General features: G+C 70.1%; 19 protein-coding genes. 13 read left to right on the top strand and 6 right to left on the bottom strand.

Features of this window, described 5'->3' with window-relative positions; all coding sequences use genetic code 11:
- Positions 1–128 precede the first annotated feature (128 nt).
- The 8 genes from ACF1A1_RS37850 to ACF1A1_RS37815 all read left to right on the top strand — a co-directional run bounded on the left by ACF1A1_RS37850 (position 129) and on the right by ACF1A1_RS37815 (position 9,210).
- Positions 129–1,511 (top strand): aminotransferase class III-fold pyridoxal phosphate-dependent enzyme, encoded by a 1,383-nt coding sequence (locus ACF1A1_RS37850; RefSeq protein ID WP_392006529.1) that lies wholly within the window; start codon positions 129–131, stop codon positions 1,509–1,511.
- 23 nt (positions 1,512–1,534) lie between these two features.
- Entirely contained in the window at positions 1,535–2,488 is a 954-nt protein-coding gene (locus ACF1A1_RS37845; RefSeq protein WP_392006527.1) for a succinylglutamate desuccinylase/aspartoacylase family protein, read from the top strand.
- A complete protein-coding gene (locus ACF1A1_RS37840; RefSeq protein WP_392006525.1) occupies positions 2,485–3,945 on the top strand; it encodes an aldehyde dehydrogenase family protein in 1,461 nt (486 codons plus the stop codon). The genes ACF1A1_RS37845 and ACF1A1_RS37840 overlap by 4 nt, the downstream gene beginning before the upstream one ends.
- Positions 3,942–4,880, top strand: coding sequence for an aldo/keto reductase (locus ACF1A1_RS37835; protein WP_392006523.1), 939 nt, complete (start codon positions 3,942–3,944; stop codon positions 4,878–4,880). Before ACF1A1_RS37840 ends, ACF1A1_RS37835 begins: the two co-directional genes overlap by 4 nt.
- Positions 4,881–4,926: 46 nt before the next feature.
- Entirely contained in the window at positions 4,927–5,592 is a 666-nt protein-coding gene (locus tag ACF1A1_RS37830; protein ID WP_392006521.1) for a haloacid dehalogenase type II, read from the top strand.
- Positions 5,593–5,641: 49 nt separating this feature from the next.
- On the top strand, positions 5,642–6,925 hold the full coding sequence (locus ACF1A1_RS37825) for an NAD(P)/FAD-dependent oxidoreductase (protein ID WP_392006519.1): 1,284 nt from the start codon (positions 5,642–5,644) through the stop codon (positions 6,923–6,925).
- Positions 6,926–7,017: 92 nt separating this feature from the next.
- Entirely contained in the window at positions 7,018–8,427 is a 1,410-nt protein-coding gene (gene aspA / locus ACF1A1_RS37820) for an aspartate ammonia-lyase (RefSeq protein WP_392006517.1), read from the top strand.
- Between the two features lie 48 nt (positions 8,428–8,475).
- Positions 8,476–9,210: an SDR family NAD(P)-dependent oxidoreductase gene (locus ACF1A1_RS37815; protein WP_392006515.1), complete on the top strand. Its 735-nt coding sequence runs from the start codon at positions 8,476–8,478 to the stop codon at positions 9,208–9,210.
- A 51-nt stretch (positions 9,211–9,261) separates the two neighbouring features.
- On the opposite strand, the gene ACF1A1_RS37810 is transcribed toward ACF1A1_RS37815, so the two are convergent.
- From ACF1A1_RS37810 to ACF1A1_RS37800, 3 genes are all read right to left on the bottom strand, one after another.
- Complete coding sequence (locus ACF1A1_RS37810; RefSeq protein ID WP_392006534.1) at positions 9,262–11,943, bottom strand: SpoIIE family protein phosphatase; 2,682 nt, start codon at positions 11,941–11,943, stop codon at positions 9,262–9,264.
- A gap of 160 nt (positions 11,944–12,103) precedes the next feature.
- Complete coding sequence (locus tag ACF1A1_RS37805) at positions 12,104–13,201, bottom strand: extracellular solute-binding protein (protein WP_392006513.1); 1,098 nt, start codon at positions 13,199–13,201, stop codon at positions 12,104–12,106.
- A gap of 289 nt (positions 13,202–13,490) precedes the next feature.
- Entirely contained in the window at positions 13,491–13,679 is a 189-nt protein-coding gene (locus tag ACF1A1_RS37800) for a hypothetical protein (protein ID WP_392006536.1), read from the bottom strand.
- Positions 13,680–13,979: 300 nt separating this feature from the next.
- Between ACF1A1_RS37800 and ACF1A1_RS37795 the strand changes: the two genes are divergently transcribed.
- Both ACF1A1_RS37795 and ACF1A1_RS37790 read left to right on the top strand, forming a co-directional pair.
- Positions 13,980–15,068, top strand: coding sequence for a homoserine dehydrogenase (locus tag ACF1A1_RS37795; RefSeq protein WP_392006511.1), 1,089 nt, complete (start codon positions 13,980–13,982; stop codon positions 15,066–15,068).
- Positions 15,061–16,491 (top strand): aldehyde dehydrogenase family protein, encoded by a 1,431-nt coding sequence (locus ACF1A1_RS37790; protein ID WP_392006509.1) that lies wholly within the window; start codon positions 15,061–15,063, stop codon positions 16,489–16,491. Before ACF1A1_RS37795 ends, ACF1A1_RS37790 begins: the two co-directional genes overlap by 8 nt.
- A 68-nt stretch (positions 16,492–16,559) precedes the next feature.
- On the opposite strand, the gene ACF1A1_RS37785 is transcribed toward ACF1A1_RS37790, so the two are convergent.
- From ACF1A1_RS37785 to ACF1A1_RS37775, 3 genes are all read right to left on the bottom strand, one after another.
- Positions 16,560–17,030, bottom strand: a complete 471-nt coding sequence (locus ACF1A1_RS37785) for an Lrp/AsnC family transcriptional regulator (RefSeq protein WP_392006507.1) — start codon at positions 17,028–17,030, stop codon at positions 16,560–16,562.
- Positions 17,031–17,545: 515 nt separating this feature from the next.
- Complete coding sequence (locus tag ACF1A1_RS37780; RefSeq protein ID WP_392006532.1) at positions 17,546–18,496, bottom strand: succinylglutamate desuccinylase/aspartoacylase family protein; 951 nt, start codon at positions 18,494–18,496, stop codon at positions 17,546–17,548.
- A 221-nt stretch (positions 18,497–18,717) separates the two neighbouring features.
- Positions 18,718–21,744, bottom strand: coding sequence for an aminotransferase class III-fold pyridoxal phosphate-dependent enzyme (locus ACF1A1_RS37775; RefSeq protein ID WP_392006505.1), 3,027 nt, complete (start codon positions 21,742–21,744; stop codon positions 18,718–18,720).
- 884 nt (positions 21,745–22,628) lie between these two features.
- Between ACF1A1_RS37775 and ACF1A1_RS37770 the strand changes: the two genes are divergently transcribed.
- The 3 genes from ACF1A1_RS37770 (at position 22,629) to ACF1A1_RS37760 (ending at position 26,431) form a co-directional block, all read left to right on the top strand.
- Positions 22,629–23,846 carry a PucR family transcriptional regulator gene (locus ACF1A1_RS37770; protein ID WP_392006503.1) on the top strand — a complete coding sequence of 406 codons (1,218 nt, stop codon included), beginning with the start codon at positions 22,629–22,631 and terminating at the stop codon, positions 23,844–23,846.
- A gap of 572 nt (positions 23,847–24,418) precedes the next feature.
- The gene (locus ACF1A1_RS37765) at positions 24,419–25,087 is read left to right on the top strand and encodes a haloacid dehalogenase type II (RefSeq protein WP_392006501.1); all 669 of its coding nucleotides are present in this window, start codon (positions 24,419–24,421) and stop codon (positions 25,085–25,087) included.
- A gap of 51 nt (positions 25,088–25,138) precedes the next feature.
- Positions 25,139–26,431 carry an NAD(P)/FAD-dependent oxidoreductase gene (locus ACF1A1_RS37760; protein WP_392006500.1) on the top strand — a complete coding sequence of 431 codons (1,293 nt, stop codon included), beginning with the start codon at positions 25,139–25,141 and terminating at the stop codon, positions 26,429–26,431.
- Positions 26,432–26,436 lie beyond the last annotated feature (5 nt).

Genomic DNA, 26,436 nt, shown 5'->3' with positions numbered 1-26,436 from the left:
CTCATCGCCTTCGCGATCCTCGCCCTGGGCCTGGTGGCCCTGGTGCGCTGGCTCGGCTCCGGACGACAGGAATCACTGCTGTCGGTCGAGAACACGGTCGGAGTCGCCAACCCCGGAGGCGACGCCGTATGACCACCGCCGCCGCTCAGCTGACCGCGGCCACCGCTCAGCGGCACCTGCTGCTGCACATGACCGCCAACGGATCGCTCGGTGACCAGGGCGAGGACCTCCTCGTCGTTCAGCGAGGGGACGGCCCGTACGTCGAGGACGCGGACGGCAGGCGCTACATCGACGGTCTGTCGGGGCTGTACTGCTGCCAGCTCGGCTACTCCTACGGCGGCGAGTTCGCCGAGGCCGCCGAACGGCAACTGCGCGAGCTGTGCTACAGCCCGCTGTGGACCGGCTCCGCGCATCCCTCGGCCATCGAACTCGCCGAGCGGCTGTCCCGGATCGCCCCCGTCGACATCGAGCACACCTTCTTCTCGAGCGGCGGCGCCGAAGCCGTCGAGACCGCCTGGAAGATAGCCCGCCGCTACCACGCCCTGCACGGCGAGCCGGGCCGCACCAAGGCGATCGCCCGACGCGGCGCCTACCACGGCCTGACCATCGGCACCCTGTCGTTCAACGACGACCCCGGCCTCACGGAGCCGTACGGCCCGCCGGCGATCGACACCCGGTTCGTGTCGAACACCAACCGCCTCGGCCTCGCAGCGGAGTTCGCGGACGACGAGGTCTACACGGCATGGCTGCTCGCGGAGTTGGAGGCCGCGATCCTGACCGAGGGCCCGGAGACCGTCGCGATGCTCATCGCCGAGCCGGTGCAGAACCGGGGCGGCTGCATCACCCCGCCCCAGGGCTACTGGCAGGGGTTGCGGGCGCTGGCCGACCGGTACGGCTTCCTGCTCGTCGCCGACGAGGTCATCACGGCCTTCGGCCGGATCGGGGAGTGGTTCGGCGGTGACCGCTACGGCGCCCGCCCGGACATGGTCACCGTCGCCAAGGGCATCACCGCCGGATACGCCCCCCTGGGCGCGACCCTGGTCGGTACCAAGGTCACCGAGGTCATCAACCGGCCGGGCGCGGTCCTCAACCACGGCTACACCTTCGCCGGGCACCCCCTGAGCACGGCCATCGCCCTGCGCAACCTGGAGATCATGGAGCGGGACCGCATCCTGGACAACGTCCGCGGTCTCCAGGACGACCTGGCCAGGCGCATGGCGGCGCTCAAGGACCTGCCGATCGTCGGCGACGTCCGCGGCACCGGGTTCTTCTACTCCTGCGAACTCGTCGGCGACCTCGGCGACGGCGCTTTCAGCGCCAAGGCCCGATCCGAGCTGATCGGCGACCTGATCCCGCGTCGGCTGCGCGAGGCCGGCCTGCTGGCCCGCGTGTACAACCGCTCCGCGCCACTGGTCCAGATCGCGCCCCCGCTGATCAGCGACCGCGCCGTCCTCGACCGTATCGCCGCGATCATCGCGGGCGTCCTCGCCGAGGCATCGGCCCGCATCTGATCCACCTCTTGGAAAGGATCCACATGTACTCCATCGGTCCGCTGACCGTCGCCCCGGGCGAGCGCGCCCAAGGCCTGATCCCGGTCGGCACCAGCAGCTACGGCGTGGAGCTCGGCATTCCGCTGATCGTCGTCAACGGCGCCCAGGACGGCCCGGTCCTGTGTGTGGACGCGGGCGTCCACGGTGACGAGTACGACGGCCAGGAGGCCATCCGCCGCGTGCTCGCCGAGATCGACCCGGCGACCCTGCGCGGCACCGTCGTCGGCATCCCCTGCCTGAACACCCCCGCCTTCGAGGCCGCCGCCCGCGCGAGCGGCATCGACCACCTCAACCTCAACCGCATCTTCCCCGGTGACGCTGAGGGCTCCTACTCGCAGCGCCTGGCCGCCACCTTCGTCGAGCAGGTCGTCCCCGCCGTCGACGCCGTGGTCGACCTGCACACCGGAGGCGCCTACGGCGAGATCGCCCCGCTCGTCATCCTCCAGGGCGGCTACGAGGACCTGGCGACGGACCTGGCGCTCGCCGCCGGACACGAGCTGGTCTGGAAGGGCGGCAAGTGGGGCGGCACGGTCCGCCACCCCGTCCTCGAAGCCGGCAAGCCCGCCATCACCATCGAGTGCGGTGGCGCCACGTACCGCGAGACCAACGTCGAGCACCACATGCACTCGATCCGCAACATCCTGCGCAGCCTCGGCATGACCGACGGCGAGGCGGAGCTGCGGGACACCTACACGACCGTCTCGGGCACCTTCGCCCGCTCCGCCGCCGGGGGCTTCTTCGTCGCCCGCGCCGAGCCGGGGGAGACCTGCAAGGAAGGCGACCTGATCGCCACCATCACCGACCACTACGGCAACACGCTGGAGGAGGTCACCGCCCCGCAGGAGGGCATCGTGCTCTGGGTGCGCCGGATCCGCACCGTCCGTCCCGGCGACGAGGTCGTCATCTTCGGCGAGGTGCTGGGGGAGATCCAGCCATGAGCGGCGAACCGCAGCTGAGCGAGCTGCTGATCGACGGCAAGCAGGTCCCCGCCGCCGACGGCCGTACCTTCACCGTCCTCGACCCGTCGAACGGCACGGCCATCGCCGAGGTGGCGCTGGGCGGCAAGGCCGATGTGGACCAGGCGGTGGCGGCGGCCCGCGCGGCCTTCACGGCACCCGCGTGGGCCCGGATGCGCGCAGCCGACCGGGGCAGGATCCTGTACCGGATCGCCGAGGCCATCCGGTACCAGGGCGAACGGCTGGCCCGCCTGGAGAGCCAGGACGTCGGCAAGCCGCTGCGCCAGGCGAAGGCCGATGTCGAGGCGGCCGCCCGCTACTTCGAGTTCTACGCGGGCGTCGCCGACAAGCTCGGCGGCTCGACGATCCCGCTCGGTCCCGGCCTGATCGACTACACCGTCCGTGAGCCGATCGGCGTCTCCGGCCAGATCATCCCGTTCAACTACCCGCTGCAGAACACCGCGAGGGGCTCGGCCCCGGCGCTGGCCGCCGGCTGCACGGTGGTGCTCAAGCCGTCGCCCGAGGCCCCGCTCACCCCGCTGGAGATCGGCAGGATCGCCCTGGAGTGCGGTCTTCCGCCGGGCGTGCTCAACGTGGTCCCCGGTGACGGCGAGACCGGAGCGGCCCTCGCCGGCCACCCGGACATCGACCAGGTCACCTTCACCGGGTCCGTGCCGACCGGCATCAAGGTGGCGCAGGCCGCCGCCGCCAACGTGGTGCCCTCGGTCACCGAACTGGGCGGCAAGTCGCCGGTCGTCGTCTTCGCGGACGCCGACTTCGACCTGGCGCTCGGCGCGGTCGCCGCCTCCGCGTTCGGCAACGCCGGGCAGACCTGCTCGGCCGGCACCCGGCTGCTGCTCCAGCGCGGCGCCGAGGAGTTCCTGGACAAGCTCGCCGCGCACGCCGCGTCCCTGCGCGTCGGCCCGGGTCTCACCGACCCGGACGTCGGCCCGCTGGTCGCCGCACGGCAGCGGGACCGGGTCCTCGGGTACCTGGAGCTGGCGCGGGAGGAGGGCGCCGTGGCACGGGCCGGCGGAGGCGCTCCCTCGGATCCGGCGCTGGCCGACGGCTACTTCGTCGAGCCGACCGTCCTGACCGGACTGGACAACCAGGCCCGGTGCGCCCGCGAGGAGATCTTCGGCCCGGTCGTCACGGTCATCGAGTTCGACGACGCGGACGAGGCGCTGGAGATCGCCAACGACAGTCCGTACGGCCTCGCCTCGTACGTGTGGACCCGCGACATCGACAAGGCGATGCGCATGGCCGAGGGCATCCGGGCCGGCCAGGTCTATGTCAACGCCACCGGCGTCGGCACCGGCGTCGAGCTCCCCTTCGGCGGCTATAAGCACAGCGGCTGGGGCCGGGAGAAGGGCCTTGAGGGCCTGGCCAGCTACCTGCAGACCAAGAACGTCTGCATCGGTTTCGGAAACCGGTCATGAGATACCGCACGCTCGGTGAGCGCGGCCCGACCGTCTCTGTAGTCGGCGTGGGCGGCAACAACTTCGGCAGCCGTCTCGACGAGGACGGCACGAAGGTCGTCGTCCACGCCGCACTCGACGCGGGGATCACCCTGTTCGACACCGCCGACATGTACGGCGGGTCCGGTGAGCGGGGTGGCTCGCGCGGCGACGGCGAACGCCTGCTGGGCGCCGCCCTCAAGGGCCACCGCGACGACGTCGTGCTCGCCACCAAGTTCGGCATGGAGATGAGTAGGGATGCCGACCTGTACGGTCCGCGCGGATCCCGCGCCTACATCCGGTACGCGGTGGAGGCGTCGCTGCGTCGGCTCGGCACCGATCGGATCGACCTGTACCAGTACCACGAACCGGACGGCGTCACGCCGCTGGAGGAGACGGTCGCCGCGCTCCAGGAACTGGTCGCCGAGGGCAAGATCCGGTACATCGGCTGCTCCAACCTCCCGGCCGAGCAGGTCACGGACGCCTTCGTGTCCACCCAGGCGCGCTACCACCTGCTCGACCGCGGTGCGGAACGGGATCTGATCCCGGCCTGTCTGCACCACGGCGTCGGCCTGCTGCCGTACTACCCGCTGGCCAACGGCCTGCTCAGCGGAAAGTACCGGCGCGGCGAGGAGCCCCCGCCCGGCAGCCGCCTGTCCTGGCGGCAGGGCTGGCTCACCGACGCGGCCCTCGACAGGGCCGAGGCGCTCACCACATACGGCGCCGACCGGGGCCTGACCCTCCTCCAGGTCGCGGTCGGCGCACTGGCGGCCCTCCCCGCCGTCGGCTCCGTCATCTGCGGAGCCATGACCCCGCAACAGGTCACCGCCAACGCGGCGGCGGCCGACTGGATACCGAGCCCGGCAGACCTGGCCGTGCTGGACGCGATCGTCGCCCCTGGCGAACGCGTCGTCTGAAGCCCCCACCCCCTCTGAAAACCGCGAGAGACCAAGGCTGGACACCATGCGAGAGATCGTCACCTTCGACGCCTATGCAACCCTGATCAACTTCGAGCTCGGCCCCACGACCCTGAAGGTCCTGGAGGACCGGCTGGATCTGGACAACCTGGATGTCGACGAGTTCCTCGACGACTTCCGCGTCATGCGCTTCCAGGCCGTCCTGGAGGCCTACCGCCCCTACCACGAGGTCCTGCACTCCAGCCTGCGCAACGCCATGCGCCTGCACGGCCTGGAGTACCGCGAGTCCGACGGCGAGGCCCTTGTTGACGCCGTCCCCACCTTCGGTCCCTTCCCGGAGGTCCCGGAGGCCCTGCGGAAGCTGAAGACCAAGTACGAGATCGCCATCATCTCCAACACCGACGACAACCTGATCGCGCGGAACGTCAAGAACATCGGCGTCGAGTTCGACTATGTCATCACCGCCCAGCAGGCCGGTGCCTACAAGCCGGACCGCCAGACCTTCAAGCACGCCTTCAGGACCATGGGTGTCGAGTCGTCGCAGGTCATCCACGTCGCCCAGGGCTGGGAGTACGACCACATCCCGACCCGCGACCTGGGCCTGAAGCGCCGGGTGTGGATCAACCGCTACGGCCGCAAGGGCAGCGCGGACTACCAGCCGTACGACGAGCTGCCCGACCTGTCGGGCCTGCCGAAGCTGCTCGGCTGCTGACCTACGGCACACCGGCGACACAGGACTGAGAACACAGAGGACGCACGCCATGAAGCAGATCCCCTACTGGCTGGACACAGCCCCCGCCCTGCCCGACCGTTCCGGAAAGGACCTGCCCGACGAGGCGGACGTGGTGGTGATCGGCGGCGGCCTCACCGGCCTGTCCACCGCCTACCACACCGCCCGCAAGGGTGCCCGGGTCGTCCTCGTCGAGAAGGACAAGGTCGGCTCGGGCGCCTCCGGACGCAACGGCAGCATGTGCACCCAGGGCATCACCATCAGCCCCGCCGAGGCGCGCAAGCGCTTCGGGCAGGAGCGGGCCCGCGAGCTCTACGACGCCTTCCGCGTGGCGGTCGACGTCGTCGAGGACCTCACCAAGACCGAGAACATCGACTGCGACTTCAACCGCTCCGGGCGCCTCGGCGCGGTCTGCAAGCCGGGGCACTTCGACGGTCTGCGGGCCAAGCAGCGCGACCTGGCCGACAACTTCGGCCACGAGACGGTCGTCCTGAGCAAGAGCGAGCTGCGGGCCGAGCTCGGCACGGACTACTACCACGGCGCCCTGCTCGACCCGGACAGTGCGGGCCTGCACGTGGGCAAGTTCGTCGGCGGCCTGGCGGACGCCGCCGAGCGGGCCGGCGCCGACATCCACGAGCGCAACGCCGCCACCGGCCTCACCCGCCTCCCCGGCGGCGGCTTCGTGGTGGAGACCATGCACGGCACCATCCGTGCCAAGCAGGTCATGGCGGCGACGGACGCCTACACCGACAAGTCGATGCCGTGGTTCCGCAAGCGGCTGATCAACGTCGGCAGCTTCATCATCGTCACCGAGCCGCTGGGGGAGGCGCGCGCCAAGGAGCTCATCCCGAACGGCCGCCTGCTCGTTGCTCACAAGAACGTCGGCCACTACGTCCGCCTCACCCCGGACAACCGCCTCGCCTTCGGCGGCCGGGCCCGCTTCGCCCCCTCCAACCCGGCCTCCGACATCAAGAGCGGTGACATCCTCAAGCGGGAGATGACCGAGATCTTCCCGCAGCTTGCGGGGGTGCGCATCGACTACGTATGGGGTGGCATGGTCGGTTTCTCCTGGGACCGCATTCCGCACGCGGGCGAGGTCAACGGCCTGTACTACTCCATGGGTTACTGCGGACACGGCGTCCAGATGGCCACGTACATGGGCCGTGCCGTCGCCGAGATGATGGACGGCAAGCCGGAGGCCAACCCGCTGCGCGGTTTCGGTTTCCCGAAGGTCCCCGTCCCCTTCTACAACGGCACCGCCTGGTTCCTGCCGTTCGGCGGCGCCTACTACAAGGCGAAGGACCGCCTGCTCTGAGCAGGTGCCGAAACCGGTGACACAGCGGGGGCCTTTCGCGCAGCCGTGCGGGAGGCCCCCGCGATGCCCCCAGAGAGAAGGCCCGTACACCCATGACCGCCGTCACCCGTAGCGAGCACGACCTTCTCGGCGACCGGGAGGTTCCCGCCGAGGCGTACTGGGGTGTTCACACCCTGCGTGCCACCGAGAACTTCCCGATCACCGGCACTCCCATCTCCGCCTACCCGCACCTGATCGACGCCCTGGCCGCCGTGAAGGAGGCCGCCGCCCTCGCGAACGAGGAGCTGGGGCTGCTGGAGGCGAGGAAGGCGGCCGCGATCGTCGCCGCGTGCCGGGAGATCCGGTCCGGCGAGCTGCATGACCAGTTCGTCGTCGACGTCATCCAGGGCGGCGCGGGCACCTCGACGAACATGAACGCCAACGAGGTGATCGCGAACCGGGCGTTGGAGCTGCTGGGCCATGCCAAGGGCGAGTACCGGTATCTGCACCCGAATGAGGACGTCAACCTGGGTCAGTCGACCAACGACGTGTACCCGACCGCGGTCAAGATCGCGACGGTGTTCGCGGTGCGCGGGTTGCTCAAGGCGATGGCTGTCCTGCAGGACGCCTTCGCCCGCAAGGCCGTGCAGTTCCGTGACGTGCTGAAGATGGGCCGTACGCAGTTGCAGGACGCGGTGCCGATGACGCTGGGGCAGGAGTTCTCCGCGTACGCCGTGATGATCGAGGAGGACCGGTCCCGTCTTGCCGAGGCCGTCGAGTTGATCCATGAGATCAACCTGGGCGCCACGGCGATCGGTACCGGCCTCAACGCCCCAGCCGGGTACGCCGAGTCGGCCCGCCGTCACCTGGCCGCCATCACCGGTCTGCCGCTTGTCACGGCCGCCAACCTGGTCGAGGCGACACAGGACTGCGGCGCTTTCGTCCAGATGTCGGGCGTGCTGAAGCGGATCGCCGTCAAGCTCTCGAAGAGCTGCAACGACCTGCGCCTGCTGTCCTCCGGGCCGCGCGCGGGACTCGGTGAGATCAACCTGCCGCCGGTGCAGGCCGGTTCGTCGATCATGCCCGGTAAGGTCAACCCGGTGATCCCCGAGGTCGTCAACCAGGTCGCCTTCGAGGTGATCGGCAACGACGTGGCCATCACCATGGCGGCCGAGGCCGGACAGCTCCAGCTCAACGCGTTCGAGCCGATCATCCTGCACTCCCTGTCGGAGTCGATCACCCACCTGCGGGCCGCCTGTGTGACCCTCGCCGAGCGCTGCGTGGACGGCATCACCGCCAACACCGAGGCGTTGCGCGCGACCGTGGAGAACTCCATCGGTCTGGTCACCGCCCTCAACCCGCACATCGGGTACACGGCCGCCACCGACATCGCCAAGGAGGCCCTCGCCACCGGGCGTGGCGTGGCCGAACTCGTCCTGGAGAAGGGCCTGTTGCCCGCCGAGACCCTCACCGACCTGCTTCGCCCGGAGGCCGTGGCCGGCAGTGGTCAGGTACTGGCCTGACGCGCCCGCCCTTTTCGCAGGGAAGTCCCGGCCCGACGAGGAACGCACATGAGACTGCAGGACGTCAACGCCGTGATCACCGGAGCATCGAGCGGGATCGGTCAGGCGGTCGCCGCCCACTTCCGTCGCGAAGGCGCCAACCTCCTGCTGACCGGACGGCGACCTGAGCTGCCCGAGAGCCACCCGGACGATCTGTACCTCGCGGGAGACCTCAACGACGAGACCTTCGTCGCCGAGCTCGCCGCCCGAGCAGCAGATCACCTGGGGGACGTGGGAGTGGTCGTCCTCTGCCACGGACTCCAGCGCTCCAGCCCGCTCGCGGAGACGACTGCCGCCGACGCCCGCGACCTGCTCCACAGCAACCTGCTGAGCGCCTTCCTGGTCATGAAGCACCTGATGCCGCTGGCTCCCGAGTCAGGAGCGTCGATGGTGTGCGTCAGCTCTCGCCTCGGCATGGTCGGCATGCCGAACCAGACCATGTACTCCGCCGCCAAAGGCGGCCTCATCGCGCTGGCCCGGGGTGCTGCCATCGAATGGGCGTCCCGCAACATCCGCGTCAACGTGGTCGCGCCCGGTCTGACCGTGACCCCGATCATCGAGGCCTCGTTCCAGCGGCGTCCCGACCCCCACGCCTACCGGCGGATGAGAGAGGACTCCATACCGCTGCGCCGGCTCGCCACACCCGAGGAGGTCGCCGACGCGGTTCTCTTCCTCGCCTGCCCGGAGTCGTCATACATCACCGGTGCCGTGCTTCCCGTGGACGGGGGCTACACGGCGTTCTGAACCCCACGGTATGGCGCCGGTGCAGCCCGGACCCGAAGCGCGGCACCGCCATCACCAGTCCGCGTCGCTCCATTGGTCCAGCAGCGCTTCGGTCATGTCTGCGTCAGGCTCGGTCGTCGCACCGTGGAGCGACTGCTCGGTCCAGATCACTTTGCCGCGAGGCATGTAGCGGGTACCCCACCGCTGCGTGAACTGGGCGACGAGGAACAATCCCCGCCCGCCCTCGTCGGTGTCGGTCGCCCGGCGCAGGTGCGGTGAGGTGCTGCTGCCGTCGGCGACCTCACAGATCAGGCTGGCGCCGTCGCGCAGTATCCGCAGCCGTCTCGGGCCGGTGCCGTAGCGGATGGCATTGGTGACCAGCTCGCTGATCACCAGCTCGGTGGAGAAGGCGAGCTCCTCCAGCCCCCACTCCTCCAGGCGGCGGGCGACATCGGCGCGGATTCCGGCGACGGCGGCGGGATCGCCGGGCACCTCCCAGTGGGCGACCTGGGAGGGATCGAGCAGACGGGAGCGAGCCACGAGTACGGCGATGTCGTCGCTCGGGCGGGCCGGCAGCAGGGCGTCGAGGACGGCCTGACAGGTTTCCTCCGGGGTCCGGCCGGGCCCCGTCAGGGCGTCGTGCAGCATCTTGAGGCCCGTGTCGATGTCCCGGTTCCGGTCCTCGATCAGTCCATCGGTGTACAGGATCAGCTGGGAGCCCTCGGCCAGCGTGAACTCGGCGGCCTCGAAGGGCAGCCCGCCGCCCAGCCCCAGCGGCGGCGAGACGGGCCCGTCCAACTGCTGAACCGTGCCGTCCGGGTGTACCAGGGCCGGTCCCGGATGCCCGGATCTGGCCAGCGAGCACCGGCCGGCCACCGGGTCGTAGATGGCGTACAAGCACGTCGCCCCTGTGATTCCCTCACGGTCGTCCCCCTCGCTGTCGACCCGCGTGACCAACTCGTCCAGGTGCCTGATCAGCTCGTCCGGGGACAGATCGAGGGACGACAAGGTACGCACCGCGGTGCGCAGCCGGCCCATGGTGGCCGCGGCGTGCAGGCCGTGGCCGACCACGTCGCCCACCACCAGGGCGACCCGGGCCCCGGGCAGCGGGATGACATCGAACCAGTCGCCGCCGACCCCGGCCCGGGCGGGCAGGTAGCGGTGGGCGACCTCGACGGCGGACTGCTCGGGCAGGGAGCGAGGCAACAGGCTGCGCTGCAGGGTCACGGCCAGGGCATGCTCGCGGGTGTAACGCCGGGCGTTGTCGATGGCCACCGCGGCCCGGGCGGCCAGTTCCTCGGCGAAGGCCAGGTCCTCTTCCTCGAAGGCGTCCTGCTCCGCACGCCAGAAGTTGACCGCACCCAGTACCACGCCACGCGCCTGGAGCGGCGCGGTGATCAGGGAGTGGAGGCCGCGGTCCAGGATGCGCCGGGCGCGTTCGGGGTCCTGGGCCCGCCAGCCGTGGGACGCGGTCAGGTCGGCATCCAGGACGGCGTGGCCGCGCTCGACGCCGACGGCCACGGGGCTGCTCGGAACGAAGCGGGTGACTTCCCCCATGGGGAAGAGGGGCCAGGCCCCGCCCACGCCGTGAACCGCCGCGCGGCGCAGTTCGGCGCCTTGCCCGACCGGCTCGTCACCCTCCAGGACCGGATCCTGGAGGTCGACCGTGGCGACGTCGGCGAACCGGGGGACAGCCACCTCGGCCAGTTCCTCGGCGGTGCGCACCACGTCCAGCGTGGTGCCGATCCGCACGCCCGCCTCGTACAGCAGGCGCAGCCGCTCTCTGGCCACGGCCGCCCGGCCCGTCAGCGCCTGCAACTCGGTGGTGTCGCGCAGCGTGGCCACACTGCCCCCCTTTCCGCCGTGCTGGTCGACGGGCCGGAGGTTGACCGCCAGCAGGTGGTCGCCGGTCAGGTGGACCTCGTCGGTGGCGGCCCGGCCCGAGAGCAGCAGTTCGGCGGTGCCCGTCTCCAGACCCAGATCGGTGACGTGGCGCTGCTCGGCGTCCGCGGGCAGATTCAGCAGTCGCCGTGCCTCGTCGTTGGCCAGCAGCAGCCGGCCGTCACCGCCGATGATCAGTACCCCCTCCCGCACCGCGTGCAGCACGGCGTCATGGTGCTCGTACATCCGGGTCATCTCGGCCGGGCCCAGACCGTGGGTCTGCCGTCGCAACCGCCCCGACACCAGTGCCGTACCACCCATGACCAGCGCCAACGCGCCGCCGACGGAACCGAGCAGGAGCGGCATCTGGCGCTGCACCACGGTGTTCACGTTCTTGACCGTGACCCCGACCGACACCAGGCCGACGATCTTCTGTCCCCCGGTGTCGAAGACGGGGACCGTCGATTCCACGGCGAGGCCCAGGCTGCCTTCGAGGTCCTGGGTGAAGGGCCGGCCGGCGGCCGCCTCCTTGCGGAGCGCGAAGACGTGCTCCCCGATCAGCTTCGGGTCCGGGTGGGTCCAGCGGTAGCCCCGTGGATCGATCGCCACGACGAAGTCGACGCCCGTCAGCTTGCGCGTCTCCTCCGCGCGGGGTTGCAGGACGGCGGTCGGATCGGCGGACTTCATGGCGTCCACCGTGCCCGGGGCGCGCGCGAAGGTCTGGGCGACCCCCAACGACAGCCGGCGGGCCTCCTGCGTGCTTGAGTGCCGGGCTTGCAGGACGAGCGCCACCCCCGCGGCAGCGGCGAAGAGGACCACCAGAACCAGCTGCCAGAGGAACACCTGGCCTGCGACGCTGCGCACGTTCAGCATGGAGCGCACACGGGTTCCGGGCGGCTGGGCAGGGGGCCCGTGGGGCCGCTGGTGCCGACCGAAGATGCTGGTCATGTTCACGGGATGTCCCTCCCGTCGCCCGGCAGGAATCGGTGGCGGAGAGACGGGACCGGACAGGTCCGGCCCCTTCCGCGTCGTCTCAGGACCGCGCCCATTCCTGCCAGCGCTTGGTGACGGCGTCCTTGTTCTCCACCCACCAGTCGACGTCCAGGTCGAAGCCGGTGTAAAGGTGCTCCGGGGAGCTGGCCAGGTCCGCGGCGGCCCTGGGAAGGTACTTGTAGGCGGCGGGCACGACCGGGCCCATGGGGTAGGCCTCCGCGAAGCGGGCCTGCACCTCGGGCCGCAGGGCGAAGTCGATGAGCCTGTAGGCGGCGTCGACATTCCGGGCGCCGTTGGGGATGCCGAAGCCGTTGCTCTGCCGGCGGGCGCCGTTCCACTGGTAGGCGAGCGGTGCGCCCTGCTTGATGAGCTGGTTGGGGCGGCCGTGCCAGACGCTGGAGGCCATGACGTGTCCGCGTTGCAGTAGCAGTCCCGGCGTAGCGCCGTCGGCCCAGAATTCGCGCACGGCGCTCTTGATCTCGTCGAGGACTCGGAAGGCGCGGTCGACGTCGAGGGGATAGAGCCTGTCCTGGGCCACACCGTCAGCGAGCAGGGCGAACTCCAGCTCCGGTGGGCCCGCGTCCGGGCCCTGCAGGGCCCGGCTGCCCGGGAACGCACCGCTGTCCCAGAAGTCCGCCCAGGAATCGGGCTTCTTCCCGCCGAAGGCGTCGGTGCGGAACGCCATGACGCTGGCCCAGTAGTTCTTGCCGACGCCGTGTGAGGTGAGCAGCGACTCGGCGATGCCGGCATTTCTCGTGCTCTTCAGCCGGTCGTGGTCGAGCTCCTGCGTGGCCTCGTCCCGCTCGAAGCGTGCCAATGCGCTCATGTCGATGTCGATGACGTCGAACTGCGGTCGCCCTTCCTTGATCTGCGCAAGGATCTGCGCGTAGAAGGGGATGTTGACCACGCTGACCTGGATGCCGGTCTCTTTGCTGAACGGCTCGTAGACCGCCTTGCGGTTCGCTTCACCGTAGGCGCCGCCGATGTCACGGACGACGAGCGTCTTGCTGCTCCCGGCGTCGTTGGTCTTCCGGTCGGCACGGCCTCCACATGCGGTGAACGCAGTGGCGGCGGCACCTGCCGCGACGGAGCCGATCCCGCGTAGGAACGCTCTGCGGTCGATCCTGACGTCCGTCACCGTATGCCTCCTGCGAAGCCGGATGCGAGGCCCTCGGCGCTGGCTGTTCGCGGGACGCCGCCGACGCTCGTCGCCTGGGCGGACGCCGGACCATGGGTCAGCCGGGGCGACGGTGAGCCGGGTCACGCCATGGTAGGACCATGCGGTCGGGGACGCCATGACCTGGCACTACACCGCGGCGACAGGACGTCGGCGGATGCATCGAGGCGTTGGTCGGTCCTGGCCGCAGGTATGCCGAACGGCCCTTCACGAGCCGTCCATTGATTGAGGTTTCACCTGTCGAGGCAGGTCAAGTAAGTCTCGCCTTGGGCCGGCTGCGGGTGGCGCTCGCCGTGCCGCCGGTGCAGGCCCTGTCGCCGTACAGCAACGACGCCACCGTGCTGAGCAGGCTGTCCGTCGCCGAAGGACTCACCGCGCTGGACGAGGACGGCGCCGCCGCGCCCGCGCCACCCGGCCGACGGCTGAGCGAGTCGGTCACGCGAGGGCGGCGTGCGCACTGCGGCCGTGCCGAAGCGCCCGCGGACTCGTTCTGCCGCAACCTCAGCCGTCCGCCTTGTGGAGCAGTAGGCGCACGGTGGGGGCCGTCGTCCCGGTCCCGGCACAGGCCGTCCGGCCTTCTCCAGCGCGGTGTTGCCGGACGCGGGGCGAGCGAAATGCCATAGGACACAGCAGATCGGCACGCCTCGTGGTCGTTGTGGCATGGAGCAGGTGACAGGCAGGGAAGCGAGGCTCTGAGCAGCCGCCCCGTGGAGGCGGCGGACTGTCAAGGAGCGAACTCATGGTCCGATACGATCTCGCCCTCATCGGATTCGGCGGCGTCAATCGCGCGCTGGCCGAGCTCATATCCCAGAACGGGGAACGCCTGACGAAGGAGCTGGGCTTCGCCCTGCGGGTGGTGGCGATCACCGATCTGCGGGCCGGTTCCCTGGTGGACACCGACGGCATCGATCTGACGCCGCTGCTGGCCGCCGAGCCCGGGGAGCTGCGCTTCGCGGGCCTTGCCGGAGGCAGCGCTGATCCGCGCAACGAGTGGGTGATCCGCGAGGTCCCGGCCGACATCGTCGCGGAGGCGACGTTCACCAACCCCACCGACGGCGAGCCCGCCCTCTCCCATGTGCGCTGGGCCCTGGAATCGGGCAAGCACGTGTGCACCACCAACAAGGGACCGGTCGCACTCGCCGGCCGCGCACTGAAGCAGCTGGCCGCCGAGCGTGGTGTCAGCTTCGAGTTCGAGGGCTCGGTACTCAGCGGCACCCCCGTCCTGCGCACCGCCGAGCGCATGTTCGGCGGCCTGGAGATCACCGGCGTCCAGGGCATCATGAACGGCACCTCGAACTACATCCTGGGCCGCCTCGAAGCGGGCATCGAGCTGTCGGCGGCCATCGCCGAAGCCCAGAACCTCGGGTACGCCGAAGCCGATCCCACCGCGGACATCGAGGGCCACGACGTCCAGCTCAAGGTCATGATCCTGGCCAACGAGGTCCTCGGCGCCGACCTGCGCCGCGAGGACGTCTTCTGCGAGGGCATCTCCGCGATCACCCCCCATGAAGTGCGAGACGCCGCCTCGAAGGGCCTGTGCTGGAAGCTGGTCGGCTCCGCCACTCGCCACGAGGACGGCAGCGTCGACGCCCGCGTCGCCCCGCTCGCCCTGCCCGCCCAGCACCCGCTCGCCGGGATCTCCGGCCCCCTCAACGCGGTCGCCTTCCACACCGACCTCCTCGGCACCGTCACGGTCTCCGGGCCGGGCGCCGGGCGCATCGAGACCGCCTATGCCCTGCTGTCGGACGTCATCGCCATCCACCAGCGCCACGCCGACGATGACACCGCCCCCACCCTCCCCGTTCTCCAGGAGACCCACCGTGTCTGACACCGCCGTGCCCCGCGACATCGAACCGGGCACCGACACGGCGCCCGTGCACAACCCCTACACCGGCGAGGTCATCGCCTCGGTGCCCACCGTCGACGCGGGCGCCGTCGGCAGCATCCTGCAGCAGGCCAGGTGCGGGCGCCGTACCGCGGCCGCGCTGTCCCGCGCCTCCAGGGCCGCGGTCCTGGAACGCGCCGCCCACCTGATCGAGCGGCGCGCCGAGTCCTTCGCCCAGCTGATCGTCAGCGAGGCCGGCAAGACCATCACCCAGGCCCGCAAGGAAGTGGCCCGCGCGGTCAACACCCTGTCCCTGTCCGGAGCCGAGGCACGGCGCAACGCGGGCGAGGTCATCCCCTTCGACTCCTACGAGGGCTCGGAGAAACGGCAGGGCTGGTTCACCCGCGAACCGCTCGGCATCATCGCCGCGATCACCCCGTTCAACGACCCCCTCAACCTGGTCGCTCACAAGCTCGGCCCGGCCGTCGCCGGCGGCAACGCGGTCATCCTCAAACCGTCCGCCCTGACGCCGCTGTCCGCACTGCGGCTGGTCGACACCCTCATCGAGGCCGGCCTGCCCGAGGAGATCGTCACCGTCGTCAACGGCGACGCCGGCATCGCCGCCGCGATCGTCGCCGCCCCCGACGTGCGCATGGTGTCCTTCACCGGCGGATTCGCCACCGGCGAGGCCATCTCCCGCACGGCCGGCCTGAAGAAGCTCGCCATGGACCTGGGCGGCAACGCCCCGGTCATCGTCATGGACGACGCCGACCTGGACGAGGCCGTCGCCTCCTGTGTCTCCGGCGCGTTCTGGGCCGCGGGCCAGAACTGCATCGGCACCCAGCGGATCCTCATCGCCGCCGAGGTCTACGAGCGCTTCCGCGACGCCTTCGTCGCCCGCACCAAGCTGCTCCGCGTCGGCGACCCCCTCGACGAGCACACCGACGTCGGCCCCATGATCACCCAGGAGGCCGCCGCCGCCACCCGGGCCAAGGTCGACACCGCGGTGGCCGAGGGCGCGGTGCTGCTGTGCGGCAACGACGCCACCGGCACCCTGTACACGCCGGCCGTCCTGGAAGACGTCCCGGCGACCTGCTCGATCCGGCAGGAGGAGGTGTTCGCCCCGGTCGTCGTGCTACAGCCGTTCACGTCCTTCGAGGACGCCGTCGAGCAGGCCAACGCCATCGACTACAGCCTCCACGCGGGCATCTTCACCTCCCGCCTGGACCGCGCCCTGAACGCGGCCCGGCTGCTGGAAGCCGGCGGAGTCATGATCAACGACTCGTCCGACTACCGCTTCGACGCCATGCCGTTCGGCGGATTCAAGTACGGCAGCATGGGCCGCGAGGGCGTGCGCTTCGCCTTCGAGGAGATGACCCAGCCCAAGGTCGTCTGCGTCAACCACATCAGTGAAGTGGTCCAATGACCGTCTCTGTACCGAGCGCGAACCCTTGGCACTGAACGGTAACCGGCGAGCACCTGCCGATGCGCTGCTCACCCCGGTGGCGTTGTATTCCGTGTACTCCGTTCTCCTCGTGGGCGGTTGACGACGCTGGACAGGGTGAGCGCGGTGACCGTGTCCCGTACGCCGGGCATCTTGGCGATGTCCTCCCAGATGCTCCGTACGCGTTCCAGTGAGGCTGCTTCCAGGCGCACCATGATGTCGAAGTCGCCGCTGAGGATCTCGCAGATGACGACCTCGGGGATGCGTTTGAGTGCGGCCAGGACGTCGCCGCCGCGCATGCGGTCCTGGCGGTGGACGAGTACGAGGGCGGAGACGGCATCGCCGGTGTCGTGGCCCACGCGGACGATGGTGTAGCCGGCGATGTGGCCCTGGCGCTCCAGCCGTTCGATGCGCTGGCGCACCGCGTTGCGGGACAGCAGCACCTTGCCGGCCAGCTCGGAGTGCGAGATGCGGGCGTTGCGGGTCAGCTCGGCGATGATCTTCTCGTCGATGGTGTCCACAGCGGACCGTCTCCTTCGCGAATCGGTCGAGGTTGCAAACCCCCTCGGCAAGGCGTACTGCCGCAGACCTTCAGGCGGCGCAGGCACGGCAACCGCCCGGATCCCCTGCTGTTCCGCGAGGGAGGAGTCTCCGGCGCGACCGGGTGCCGGAGGCGAGGCCGTGGCGGCGGGCCTTCAGCAGGCCGCCGCTCCGGTCGAAGCGGACCAGGCTGGTCGCGGAGCTTCTTGCGCTGCGCCGGTCGCGGTGGCCGGCTTGCCGCCGGCCACCTTGACGGACGGTGTGGCGACACCGTGTCGAGCCGTGGGTCCACTCCAACCAGCGTTGGTGACGGCGCTTCGTTCTGCAGCCACCAGTCGATGTCCGTGTCGAAGCCCTTGTCGTAGTGGTTGGGCGCACCGGCGAGTGCGTCGCGCTCGCCCTCCGTGAGCTGAGATCGGCCACCGGGGAGGACGGGCTCGGCGGGAAGGCCGGCTCACTGGGACGGGGGCGGTTGAGTGGGCGGGCATGAGGCACGTCAGTCGTGGGGGGTGGCGATGGCGGCGAGGTGCGTGCCGGGGCGCACGGTCAGCCCGTTCATGTTGTAGATGATCGTTCCGGTGGAGACGGCGGAGACCTTGAGTTCGGCGCCGTCGACGGGGCCGATGATGTGGCCGATGGTTTGTCCCTCGGTCACTTCGTCACCGGTGACCGCGTCCGGGTACCAGAGGCCTGAGGCCGGAGATTCGACCTCGCCCGTCCAGATCCAGTCGCGCGGCTGCACGGTCACCGGTGCGAGGTGCTGCGGCGCCTCGATGACACCGAGGTGGTGCAGGATCCGGTGCAGACCGTCGAGGAGCCTGCGTACGGTGGCGGGGTCGCGGTAGCCGAGTTGCCCGGTCTCGACGAGGATCGCGGGGACACCCTGCCGGTTCGCGGCGGCGTGGCTGTTGCCGCCGTCCGGGCTGGTGCTGAAGATGACCCGCTCGTATCCGACCGCGTGGGCCAGCGCCCTGTTCTTCGCGTCCAGTTCGTCGTCGCCGGTCAGGCGGTAGCCGACGAAGTCGAGCAGATGCTGGTCGATGCCGCCGCTGTGCAGGTCCACGTAGGCGTCGGCACCGTCGATCAGGTGCTCGAACAGCCAGGCCGCCATCCGGTCGGTGGGGCCGCCGTCCTTGTCGCCGGGGAAGACGCGGTTGATGTTCACGCCGTCCAGCGGGGAGATGTTGAGCCTGCCCCCGTAGACGGCCGGGGGGTTGGCCACGGGGCAGATCACCACCTGGCCAGCGACGTCGTCCGGCTCCAGCAGCCCGGCCAGGCGGGTGGCGGCGTCGACGCCGACGAACTCGCCGCCGTGGACGCCACCGGTGATCACGACCCGCGGGCCGGGACGGGAGCCGTTGACGAGGATCAGGGGAACCTCCGCCGTCGTGGTGCCCAGGCCGGCGGGCAGAACCCCGCGCTTCTTCTGGCCGGGCTCGGCCCGCAGCGGGCCAATGTCTTTCCTCTTTCTGGCTCAGGCCGCGGTGCGGCCGTTTGTGGTGATGAAGTCGGTCGGCTGGGAGGTGCGGCCCTGAAGGGCGAGGTCCGCGGCGATGCCGCCCATGGCGGGCGAGATCTTGAAGCCCTGGCCGGAGAAGCCGGCCAGCAGGGCACTTCTCGCGTTGCGCGGCCGCTCTCGTTCATTGCCTCAGTGGACGGTTGCCCGTCTCAGGACTGAACGGCCGAGCGCAGCTCGGGCAGGGACAGGACCTCGTCCAGCGCGTCGACGTAGAGATCCACGTGCTCGCGGCGGAAGGTCATGGGCGGTTTGATCTTCAGTACGTTGTCGTGCACACCATTGGGGAAGACGATGACGCCTCGCTCCTTCATGAGCTCGGTGACCATGAAGGCCTGCTCCGTGGCCGGCAATTTGGTGGTGCGGTTACGGACCAGTTCGACGCCGAGGTAGAGCCCTTCTGCCCGCACGTCGCCGATGAGCGGCTGACGCCGCTGGAGCTCGCGCAGCGACTGGGCGAAGTACCCGCCCACGCTCACGGCGTTCTCCCTCAGCCCATCCTGCTCGACGATGTCGAGTACGGCCTCGCCGATCGCGCAGGAGACCGGGTTGCCGCCGAAGGTGTTGAAGTACTTCATGCCCGTGTCGAACGCGTCGGCGATCTCCCGAGTCGTGACCACCGCCGCGAGGGGATGCCCGTTCCCGAGCGGCTTGCCCATCGTGACGATGTCCGGGACCACCCCCTGGAGCTCGAAACCCCACCAGGGCCCGAGTCGTCCGACGCCGACCTGGACCTCGTCGGAGATGCACAGGGCGCCCGCCCGCCTGGCAGCGGTGAACACGCCATCGAGGTAGCCGTCGGGGAACACGATGTTCCCACCCGATCCCATCAGGGACTCGGCGATGAAGGCGGCTGGGGCTCGGCCGTCGGCCGCGATCCGCTCGATGACGGCCGCGGCGTCGCGCGCGTACTTGACTCCGGCGTCCGGGTCGTCGTACCCGTAGGTGCTGCGGTAGCGGTCCGGGATGACGACCTCGTGGGTGGTGGCGGGTGCACCGGCGCCGCCGGGGCCCTTGTAACGGTTCGGGCTGATCCCGGTCACCACGCCGGTGTTTCCGTGGTACGCGCCGTCGATGTTGACGATGTGCTGACGTCCTGTCACCTGGCGGGCGATCCGCAGCGCCAGGTCGTTTGCCTCGCTGCCCGTGCACACGAGGAAGACGACCTCGAGCGGGTCGGGCAGCGTCGCCACCAGCTTCTGCACGTAACTGGCGATCTGCGGGTAGACAAAACGGCTGTTGGTGTTGAGCTTGCGCAGCTGCCGGGTGGCGGCGGCCGTCACCCGTGGCTCGGCGTGGCCGACGTGGGTGACGTTGTTCAGCGAGTCCAGATAGGCCAGACCGTCCTCGTCGTGGAACCACACGCCCCGCCCGCGCACGAGGTTCATCGGGTCGCGGTAGTAGTTGCGCTGGGAGCGAGCGATGTGGCGACGGCGCACGGAGACGACGTCGTCGATGGTGGGGGCCGCGGCGGGGGACTCGGTGAACCCGAAGAGCCGGGCGGGGTCGGGTGACAGGTGGCTCCATACCTGCCGTGCGGAGGGCGGCACGGCGCGCGGCGGCGGCCACGTGGCCATCCGCGCGGTGCGGTGGACCTGTACCTGGACGCGGGGCCCGAGCGGGTCCGTCTCATCGCTCGCGCCGGCGCGTCCCAACGGCGCCCCGGCCGGGACTCTCGCCGCGACGGGCGGCGTGTCGTCGAGTCCCCACCAGCAGGTCCAGAACTCCAGCCCCTCGACCGCATGTCGCAGCACCAACGGCATGCCGGGGCCACCGTGGGCCTCGACGACGCCGGGCAGCGGGCTGGCAACCTCCTCGGCGTCTGCCACGATCAGCGAGCCGCCGACCTGAACCGTCGCGGGCTCGTCGACTCCCGGGCGGCGCCGGCCCCCCAGGAGCAGGGAGGCGCTGAGGTGGGGCACGTAGCCCCGCCGCCGCCGTCCGTCGAGGGCGTCGTCGATGTGCGCGCGCACCGCCCTCGCATCGTGCCAGTTGACTTCGTCGTAGAGATCACTTGCCGGTCGCAGGTCGAGCAGCTGCGGGGCCGGTGTGTGCGGGGCACCGTCTCGGGCCGCCTCTGCCAAGACCCCTTCCAAGCCCCCCTGCTCCGGCGTCCGGGGGAGTCCGCAGGCGATCCGGAACGTCGCCTCGGCGACGTCGGGGCAGACCTCGGCCACCTGCGCGATCGTCGGCCAGGTGTGTTGCACGCGGGTCCGCCCGTACGGCGTGTCGCTCTCGGCGACCCGGCGCGTCCACGTCACGGCGTTCATGCACAGCCGGGCGGCCGCCAACGGATAGACAGCCGCCAGTTCCTCCGCCGTGAGGGGGAGTACCGAGTGGAAGCCGGCCACGACTTCGGCCGCCGCAGCGAGCGGGTCGGCCTTGCGGACCATGGCGTAGCCCGCCGCGATCGCCACCTCTGCCGCGCGCACGCTGTAGAGCGAGTCGCCCAGGTCGACGATGCCCGAGATTCGCAGCACCCCGTCCTCGTCGGCGTCGGCCAGAACGTTGGCGTCGTTGAGATCCTGATGCAGGACGCTCCGCGGCAGTCGGTCCAATGCCGGCAGGAGGTCGTCGTACCAGCCCATGATCGTGCGGACCGACTCCCGCCGGTCCGCGTCCTGTACAGCGTGCAGCGACGCCTCGACGATCTCAGCGGCCCGGCGCATGTCCCAGTCGTGCGGTTGCAAGCCCACCGGTGGCTCCATGCTGGAGAGTCCGAGGCTCAGCCGCCCAGCGGCTTCTCCCAGCTGACGCAGAAGCGCCGCGGGGTGGTCGTCGAGATCCGCCAGGACCCGGCCCTCAAGCCAGCTCATCACGCGGACCACGTGCGTTCGGCCCCCGTGGACGACGCCGGCAAGGCACTTCCCGTCACGTGTCGGGACCAGTCGTGGCACCGGAAGGTCGGGAACGGTGGAGGCCAGATGCTGGAGGAGTGAGTTCTGCCAGAAGACGTCGGCTGAGTCCGGCTCCGCGCGGGTGACCCGTACGAAGTAGCGCATGCCGTCATCGCCGGTGATCCGGACGTTCTGGTCGACCTCCCCTCCCAGTGGGTGCTGGACATATCCCTCGAGTCCGAAGGACTGCCGCAGCACCTGATCGAGGAGCGAGCCCGGCAGTTGGCCGGTGTGACCGGGGATGGCCGTTCCGTCCTGGCCGGTGGTGGTCGCTGAGGTCATCGGTGCGTTCTCTCTCTCGTCGTCAGGTCGCTCATCACTCACCGTGGGCCTGCGTCACGACGCTCGGGGCGTGGCCGGCCCCCCGCCACCACCCATGTCGGACCTTTGCCCGACGGTGTCGGTCGGCTCCCGGGCGGTCCGATCGATGCGGTTCCTGGGCGGAGGCGGGCCGGCGGCCGCGGCTGCGGTCTCGATCGCTTCACGGGCTGCACAGATCTCGACCACGTCGGCGACCGACAGGTCCAGGCGAAGTCCCCCGTTCGGTACTTCGATGCCCCACTCCCACGGCTGCAGGGGCCCGGACCAGGACGCGCTCCAACTCCTGGTCGGCGATCAGGTCCGAGGTGGGCCGTGCGTCAAAGGCGGAGCGTTCATCGAGACCGGTCATCAGCTCACGCGGCGGCCGTCATGACGTCCCGGGTGACGTTCTGGTCCTCGACCCTCGCCTTGAGCTCGGCGTAGTCTCTGGGGGAATCCTGGGTGATCCCGATCCCGCTCTGCCTGGCGAACCGGTTGGCTCGGCCGCCTTGGCCATCGCGGTCCTGGCGGGCCCCGTAGGGGAAGGCTGGGACTGACCCGAGGGACGCGGCGCCTCTCAGCAGCGCCTACTCAAATTGACGGACTGGGGATCAGGTGCTTACGGAAGCGCCATGGCTGCTCCAAGTGGGTGGTCATTCACGAGCCATCTCCAGCCCGAGGTGATGCATCAACATGAAACCCCGCGGAGAATCCGGCAACAAGGGACGCGAGGCCGCGACATCGGCCCTGTATTTTGTGCCTGTGCACAATTTCTGGCAGGAAGCCCCACCGGCATGTCAGCGGCATTTCCCGGAGACGGCCCCGTATCCGTCCGGTGACGGCTGTCGTCGCGAGGGGCGGTCCTCGTGAGCGGCCCGGGACGCCGCCAGGGTGGGGCCCGCCACGACGCCGTGCAGGCGATCGCGCGCCAGCTCCTCGAGGAACGACTCGACGAACTGACCTCTCGTGCTCTCGAACAGCTGGAAGCCGAGGAGGCCGCCTACGCGTCGGCGGACTGGGACCCGGTCCAGAAACGGGAGGGGATGCGACGAACCCTCGAACTCGCCCTGACCCGGCTGGCCGGCGGTCCCGTGCCCCGGACGGTCTCGCGCGCCACCGAGGACGTGGGACGCGAGCGAGCGGAACAGGCGTTTCCCCTGACCGCTCTGATGCACTCCTTCCAGCTGGACCTCAGGACCCTGTGGGAGGCCGTGCTCGCGGAGGGGCGAGCACGTGGCATCAGCGCCGATCCCGACTTCCTCGACGGATTGATCCGCGTCTGGGAGGCGACGGACGCCAACAGCGTCGAGGTCGTCGACGCCTACCGCCGCACCGAGCGCGACCTGGCGAGCCGTCGTACGGAGGTGCGCAACCGCGCCTTCAGCCGCCTCGTCCTGGAAGGGGAGCAGGATCCCTCCACGGTCGCCGAGGCCTCGACGTTGCTGGGCTTCTCCGAGCACGTCGCCTTGACCGTGGTCGTGGTCGAATCCGTTCCTACCGGGGACCCGGCTCTGTCCCAGGTCGACGATGCGTTGCGTCGTGGTGGCCTGCTGCGTCACTTCGGATGGATGGGCGACGAGCTCCTCGGCATCATCCGTCACGGACGGTGCGATCAAGTGACCATGCTCGCCATGCTCCGGCCGTTCGCCCCGTGGCGCTGCGGCGTCGCGGAAGTCCCCGGGCTGGCGCTGACGGCACGGGGCATCCGGTTCGCACGGGCGGCGATCCGCAGCTCCGCGCAGCCCGGAGTGCGCCACGTGGAGGGCCACTGGGTCGGGGCGATCATGTCGGCGCAGGAGGAGCTCACCGGTGCGATGGCCACCGACGTGCTGCGTCCACTCCTCGAGCTGCGCGACCGCGACAGCATCCTCGAGACCCTGCGCTGGTACCTCGACCTGGGCTCGGTCGCCGAGGTGGCCGCACGCACCTACCGTCACCGGAACACGGTGGGCAATCGCCTGCAGGCCGCGGAAGAGGCGACCGGGCTGAAGCTGTCCAGACCGAACGACGCCGCCCGGCTGGTCCTCGCCCTGGCTTGGCTGGACACGGACGCGGGCGCCCGCTTCCGAGCGACGGTGTCCTGATCCACCGATTGCCGGACGGGTTGCGGCAACCGGCCGGGGACCGCGAGAGCCGGAGCCGCAGCGCCGCGGTCAGAGGCCACATGCCCTTCATGAGGACGGCAGTCTTGGCGGCCGACAGTCCGGTCACGCCGCCGGGCGGCAGCGCGAAGCGGCGGCAGTTCGTGCCTGCCGGCTCGGGCGGGAACCGCACCAGGTTCCTGACAGGAAATTGTGCACAGGCACAAAATACGCGGTCGATCTCGCGGCCTCACGTCCCTTGTTGCCGGATTGTCCACGGTGCTTCACTGACGCATCACCTCGGGTTGGAGAAAGGCTCATCGCACTCGGAGCAGTAATGGTGCTGCCGCCGACTACCTGATCAGCATTCACCGTCCCCGGCCCTGTCCGGGGGGCTCGTCCTCCAGCGGCGGCCCCTCGGGCACCCCCGCAAGCCCCGTTGCCCCCTGAACAGGTCGCCGCCAACGCCGCGGCAGCCTCCTGAACCCCCGATGCGGCGGACCTGGCCACGCTCGACGAGATCGTGACTCCCGGTGAACGGGGTGTCCGATACGCCCGGAAAGAGGTTGAACATCATGCGTCAGATCGTCACCTTCGATGCCTACGGCACCCTGGTCGACTTCCAGCTCGGCCCCACCACCCTGAAGGTCCTGGCCGACCGGCTGGACCTGGACGGCCTGAACGTCGACGAGTTCCTCGACGACTTCCGCGTCATGCGGTTCCAGGCCGTCCTGGAGGCCTACCGCCCCTTCCGCGAGGCGCTGCCCTCCAGCCTGGAGGCAGCCATGCGTCTGCACGGCCTGGAGTACCGGAAGTCCGACGGCGAGGCCCTGGTCGCGGCCGTGCCCACCTTCGGCCCCCACCCCGAGGTCCCGGCCGCCCTGCGGGCGCTGAAGTCCCGGTACGAGATCGCCATCATCTCCAACACGGACGACGACCTCATCGCCCACAACCTGGCCAACATCGGCGTCGAGTTCGACCATGTCATCACCGCCCAGCAGGCCAAGGCGTACAAGCCGTCCCGGCAGACCTTCGAGTACGCCTTCCAGACCATGGACATCGACCCCGCCCAGGTCATCCACGTCGCCCAGGGCTGGGAGTACGACCTCATCCCCACCCGCGACCTCGGCCTCGCTCGCCGCGTGTGGATCAACCGCTACGAATTCCACAGCGGCAGCGCCGACTACCAGCCCTACGACGAGCTGCCCGACCTCTCCGGCCTGCCGGCCCTGCTCGGCTGCTGACCCCACGGCGACACGGCGACACAGGACAGAGAACGCAAAGGACGCACGCCCATGAAGCAGATCCCCTACTGGCTCGACACCGCTCCCGCCCTGCCCGACCGGTCCGGAAAGGACCTGCCGGACGAGGCCGACGTGGTGGTCATCGGCGGCGGCCTCACCGGACTGTCCACCGCCTACCACGCCGCCCGCAAGGGCGCCCGGGTCGTCCTCGTCGAGAAGGACAAGGTCGGCTCGGGTGCCTCAGGGCGCAACGGCAGTCACTGCAACCCCGGCATCACCATCAGCCCGGCCGAGGCCCGCAAGCGCTACGGGATGGAGCGCGCCCGTGAGATCTACGATGCGTTCCGCGACGCGGTGGACCTCGTCGAGGAGCTAGCGGTCAAGGAGAAGATCGACTGCGACTTCCACCGTGCCGGGCGCCTCGGCGTCGCCTTCAAGCCCCAGCACTTCGACGCCATGCGGGCCAAGCAGCGCGATCTGGCCGAGAACTACGGCCACGACACGGTATTGCTGACCAAGAACGAACTGCGCGCCGAACTCGGCTCGGAGTACTACCACGGCGCCCTGCTCGACCCGCTCGGCGCGGCCCTGCATGTGGGCAAGTTCGTCCATGGCCTGGCCGAGGCCGCCGAACGCGCCGGTGCGGAGATCCACGAACGGAACGCCGCCACGGGCCTGACGAGGACTCCCGGCGGCGGCTTCCTCGTCGAGACCATGCACGGCACCATCCGCGCCAAGCAGGTCATGGCGGCCACCGACGCCTACACCGACAAGGCGCTGCCCTGGTTCCGGAAGCGGCTGATCAACGTCGGCAGCTTCATCATCGTCACCGAACCGCTCGGCGAGGCGCGCGCTCGCGACATCATTCCCAACGGGCGCCTGGTGGTCGACTCCAAGAACGTCGGCCACTACATCCGCCTCACCCCCGACAACCGCCTCGCCTTCGGTGGCCGGGCCCGCTTCGCGCCCTCCAACCCGGCCTCCGACGTGAAGAGCGGGGACGTCCTGAAGCGGGAGATGACGGAGATCTTCCCGCAACTGGCGGACGTCCGGGTCGACTACGTCTGGGGCGGCATGGTCGGCTTCTCCTGGGACCGCATCCCGCACGCGGGTGAGGCCGAGGGGGCCAAGGGCCTGTACTACTCCATGGGGTACTGCGGCCATGGAGTCCAGATGGCCACCTACATGGGCCGGGCGGTCGCCGAGATGATGGACGGCAAGCCGGAGGCCAACCCCCTGCGTGACCTTGGCTTCCCCAAGGTTCCCGTCCCCTTCTACAACGGCACCGCCTGGTTCCTGCCCTTCGGCGGGGCGTACTACAAGGCCAAGGACCGCCTGCGCTGACCAAC

Source organism: Streptomyces sp. NPDC014995, assembly GCF_043080745.1.
In the GTDB taxonomy this organism is placed as follows: Bacteria; Actinomycetota; Actinomycetes; order Streptomycetales; family Streptomycetaceae; genus Streptomyces.
This window is presented reverse-complemented; position numbering and strand designations above follow the sequence as displayed.

What these genes read in the sequence shown, in the direction of transcription:
- ACF1A1_RS37850 (WP_392006529.1), top strand. Translation starts at nt 129, where the DNA reads ATGACCACCGCCGCCGCTCAGCTGACCGCGGCCACCGCTCAGCGGCAC.
- ACF1A1_RS37845 (WP_392006527.1), top strand. Translation starts at nt 1,535, where the DNA reads ATGTACTCCATCGGTCCGCTGACCGTCGCCCCGGGCGAGCGCGCCCAA.
- ACF1A1_RS37840 (WP_392006525.1), top strand. Translation starts at nt 2,485, where the DNA reads ATGAGCGGCGAACCGCAGCTGAGCGAGCTGCTGATCGACGGCAAGCAG.
- ACF1A1_RS37835 (WP_392006523.1), top strand. Translation starts at nt 3,942, where the DNA reads ATGAGATACCGCACGCTCGGTGAGCGCGGCCCGACCGTCTCTGTAGTC.
- ACF1A1_RS37830 (WP_392006521.1), top strand. Translation starts at nt 4,927, where the DNA reads ATGCGAGAGATCGTCACCTTCGACGCCTATGCAACCCTGATCAACTTC.
- ACF1A1_RS37825 (WP_392006519.1), top strand. Translation starts at nt 5,642, where the DNA reads ATGAAGCAGATCCCCTACTGGCTGGACACAGCCCCCGCCCTGCCCGAC.
- aspA (WP_392006517.1), top strand. Translation starts at nt 7,018, where the DNA reads ATGACCGCCGTCACCCGTAGCGAGCACGACCTTCTCGGCGACCGGGAG.
- ACF1A1_RS37815 (WP_392006515.1), top strand. Translation starts at nt 8,476, where the DNA reads ATGAGACTGCAGGACGTCAACGCCGTGATCACCGGAGCATCGAGCGGG.
- ACF1A1_RS37810 (WP_392006534.1), bottom strand. Translation starts at nt 11,943, where the DNA reads ATGCTGAACGTGCGCAGCGTCGCAGGCCAGGTGTTCCTCTGGCAGCTG.
- ACF1A1_RS37795 (WP_392006511.1), top strand. Translation starts at nt 13,980, where the DNA reads ATGGTCCGATACGATCTCGCCCTCATCGGATTCGGCGGCGTCAATCGC.
- ACF1A1_RS37775 (WP_392006505.1), bottom strand. Translation starts at nt 21,744, where the DNA reads ATGACCTCAGCGACCACCACCGGCCAGGACGGAACGGCCATCCCCGGT.
- ACF1A1_RS37765 (WP_392006501.1), top strand. Translation starts at nt 24,419, where the DNA reads ATGCGTCAGATCGTCACCTTCGATGCCTACGGCACCCTGGTCGACTTC.
- ACF1A1_RS37760 (WP_392006500.1), top strand. Translation starts at nt 25,139, where the DNA reads ATGAAGCAGATCCCCTACTGGCTCGACACCGCTCCCGCCCTGCCCGAC.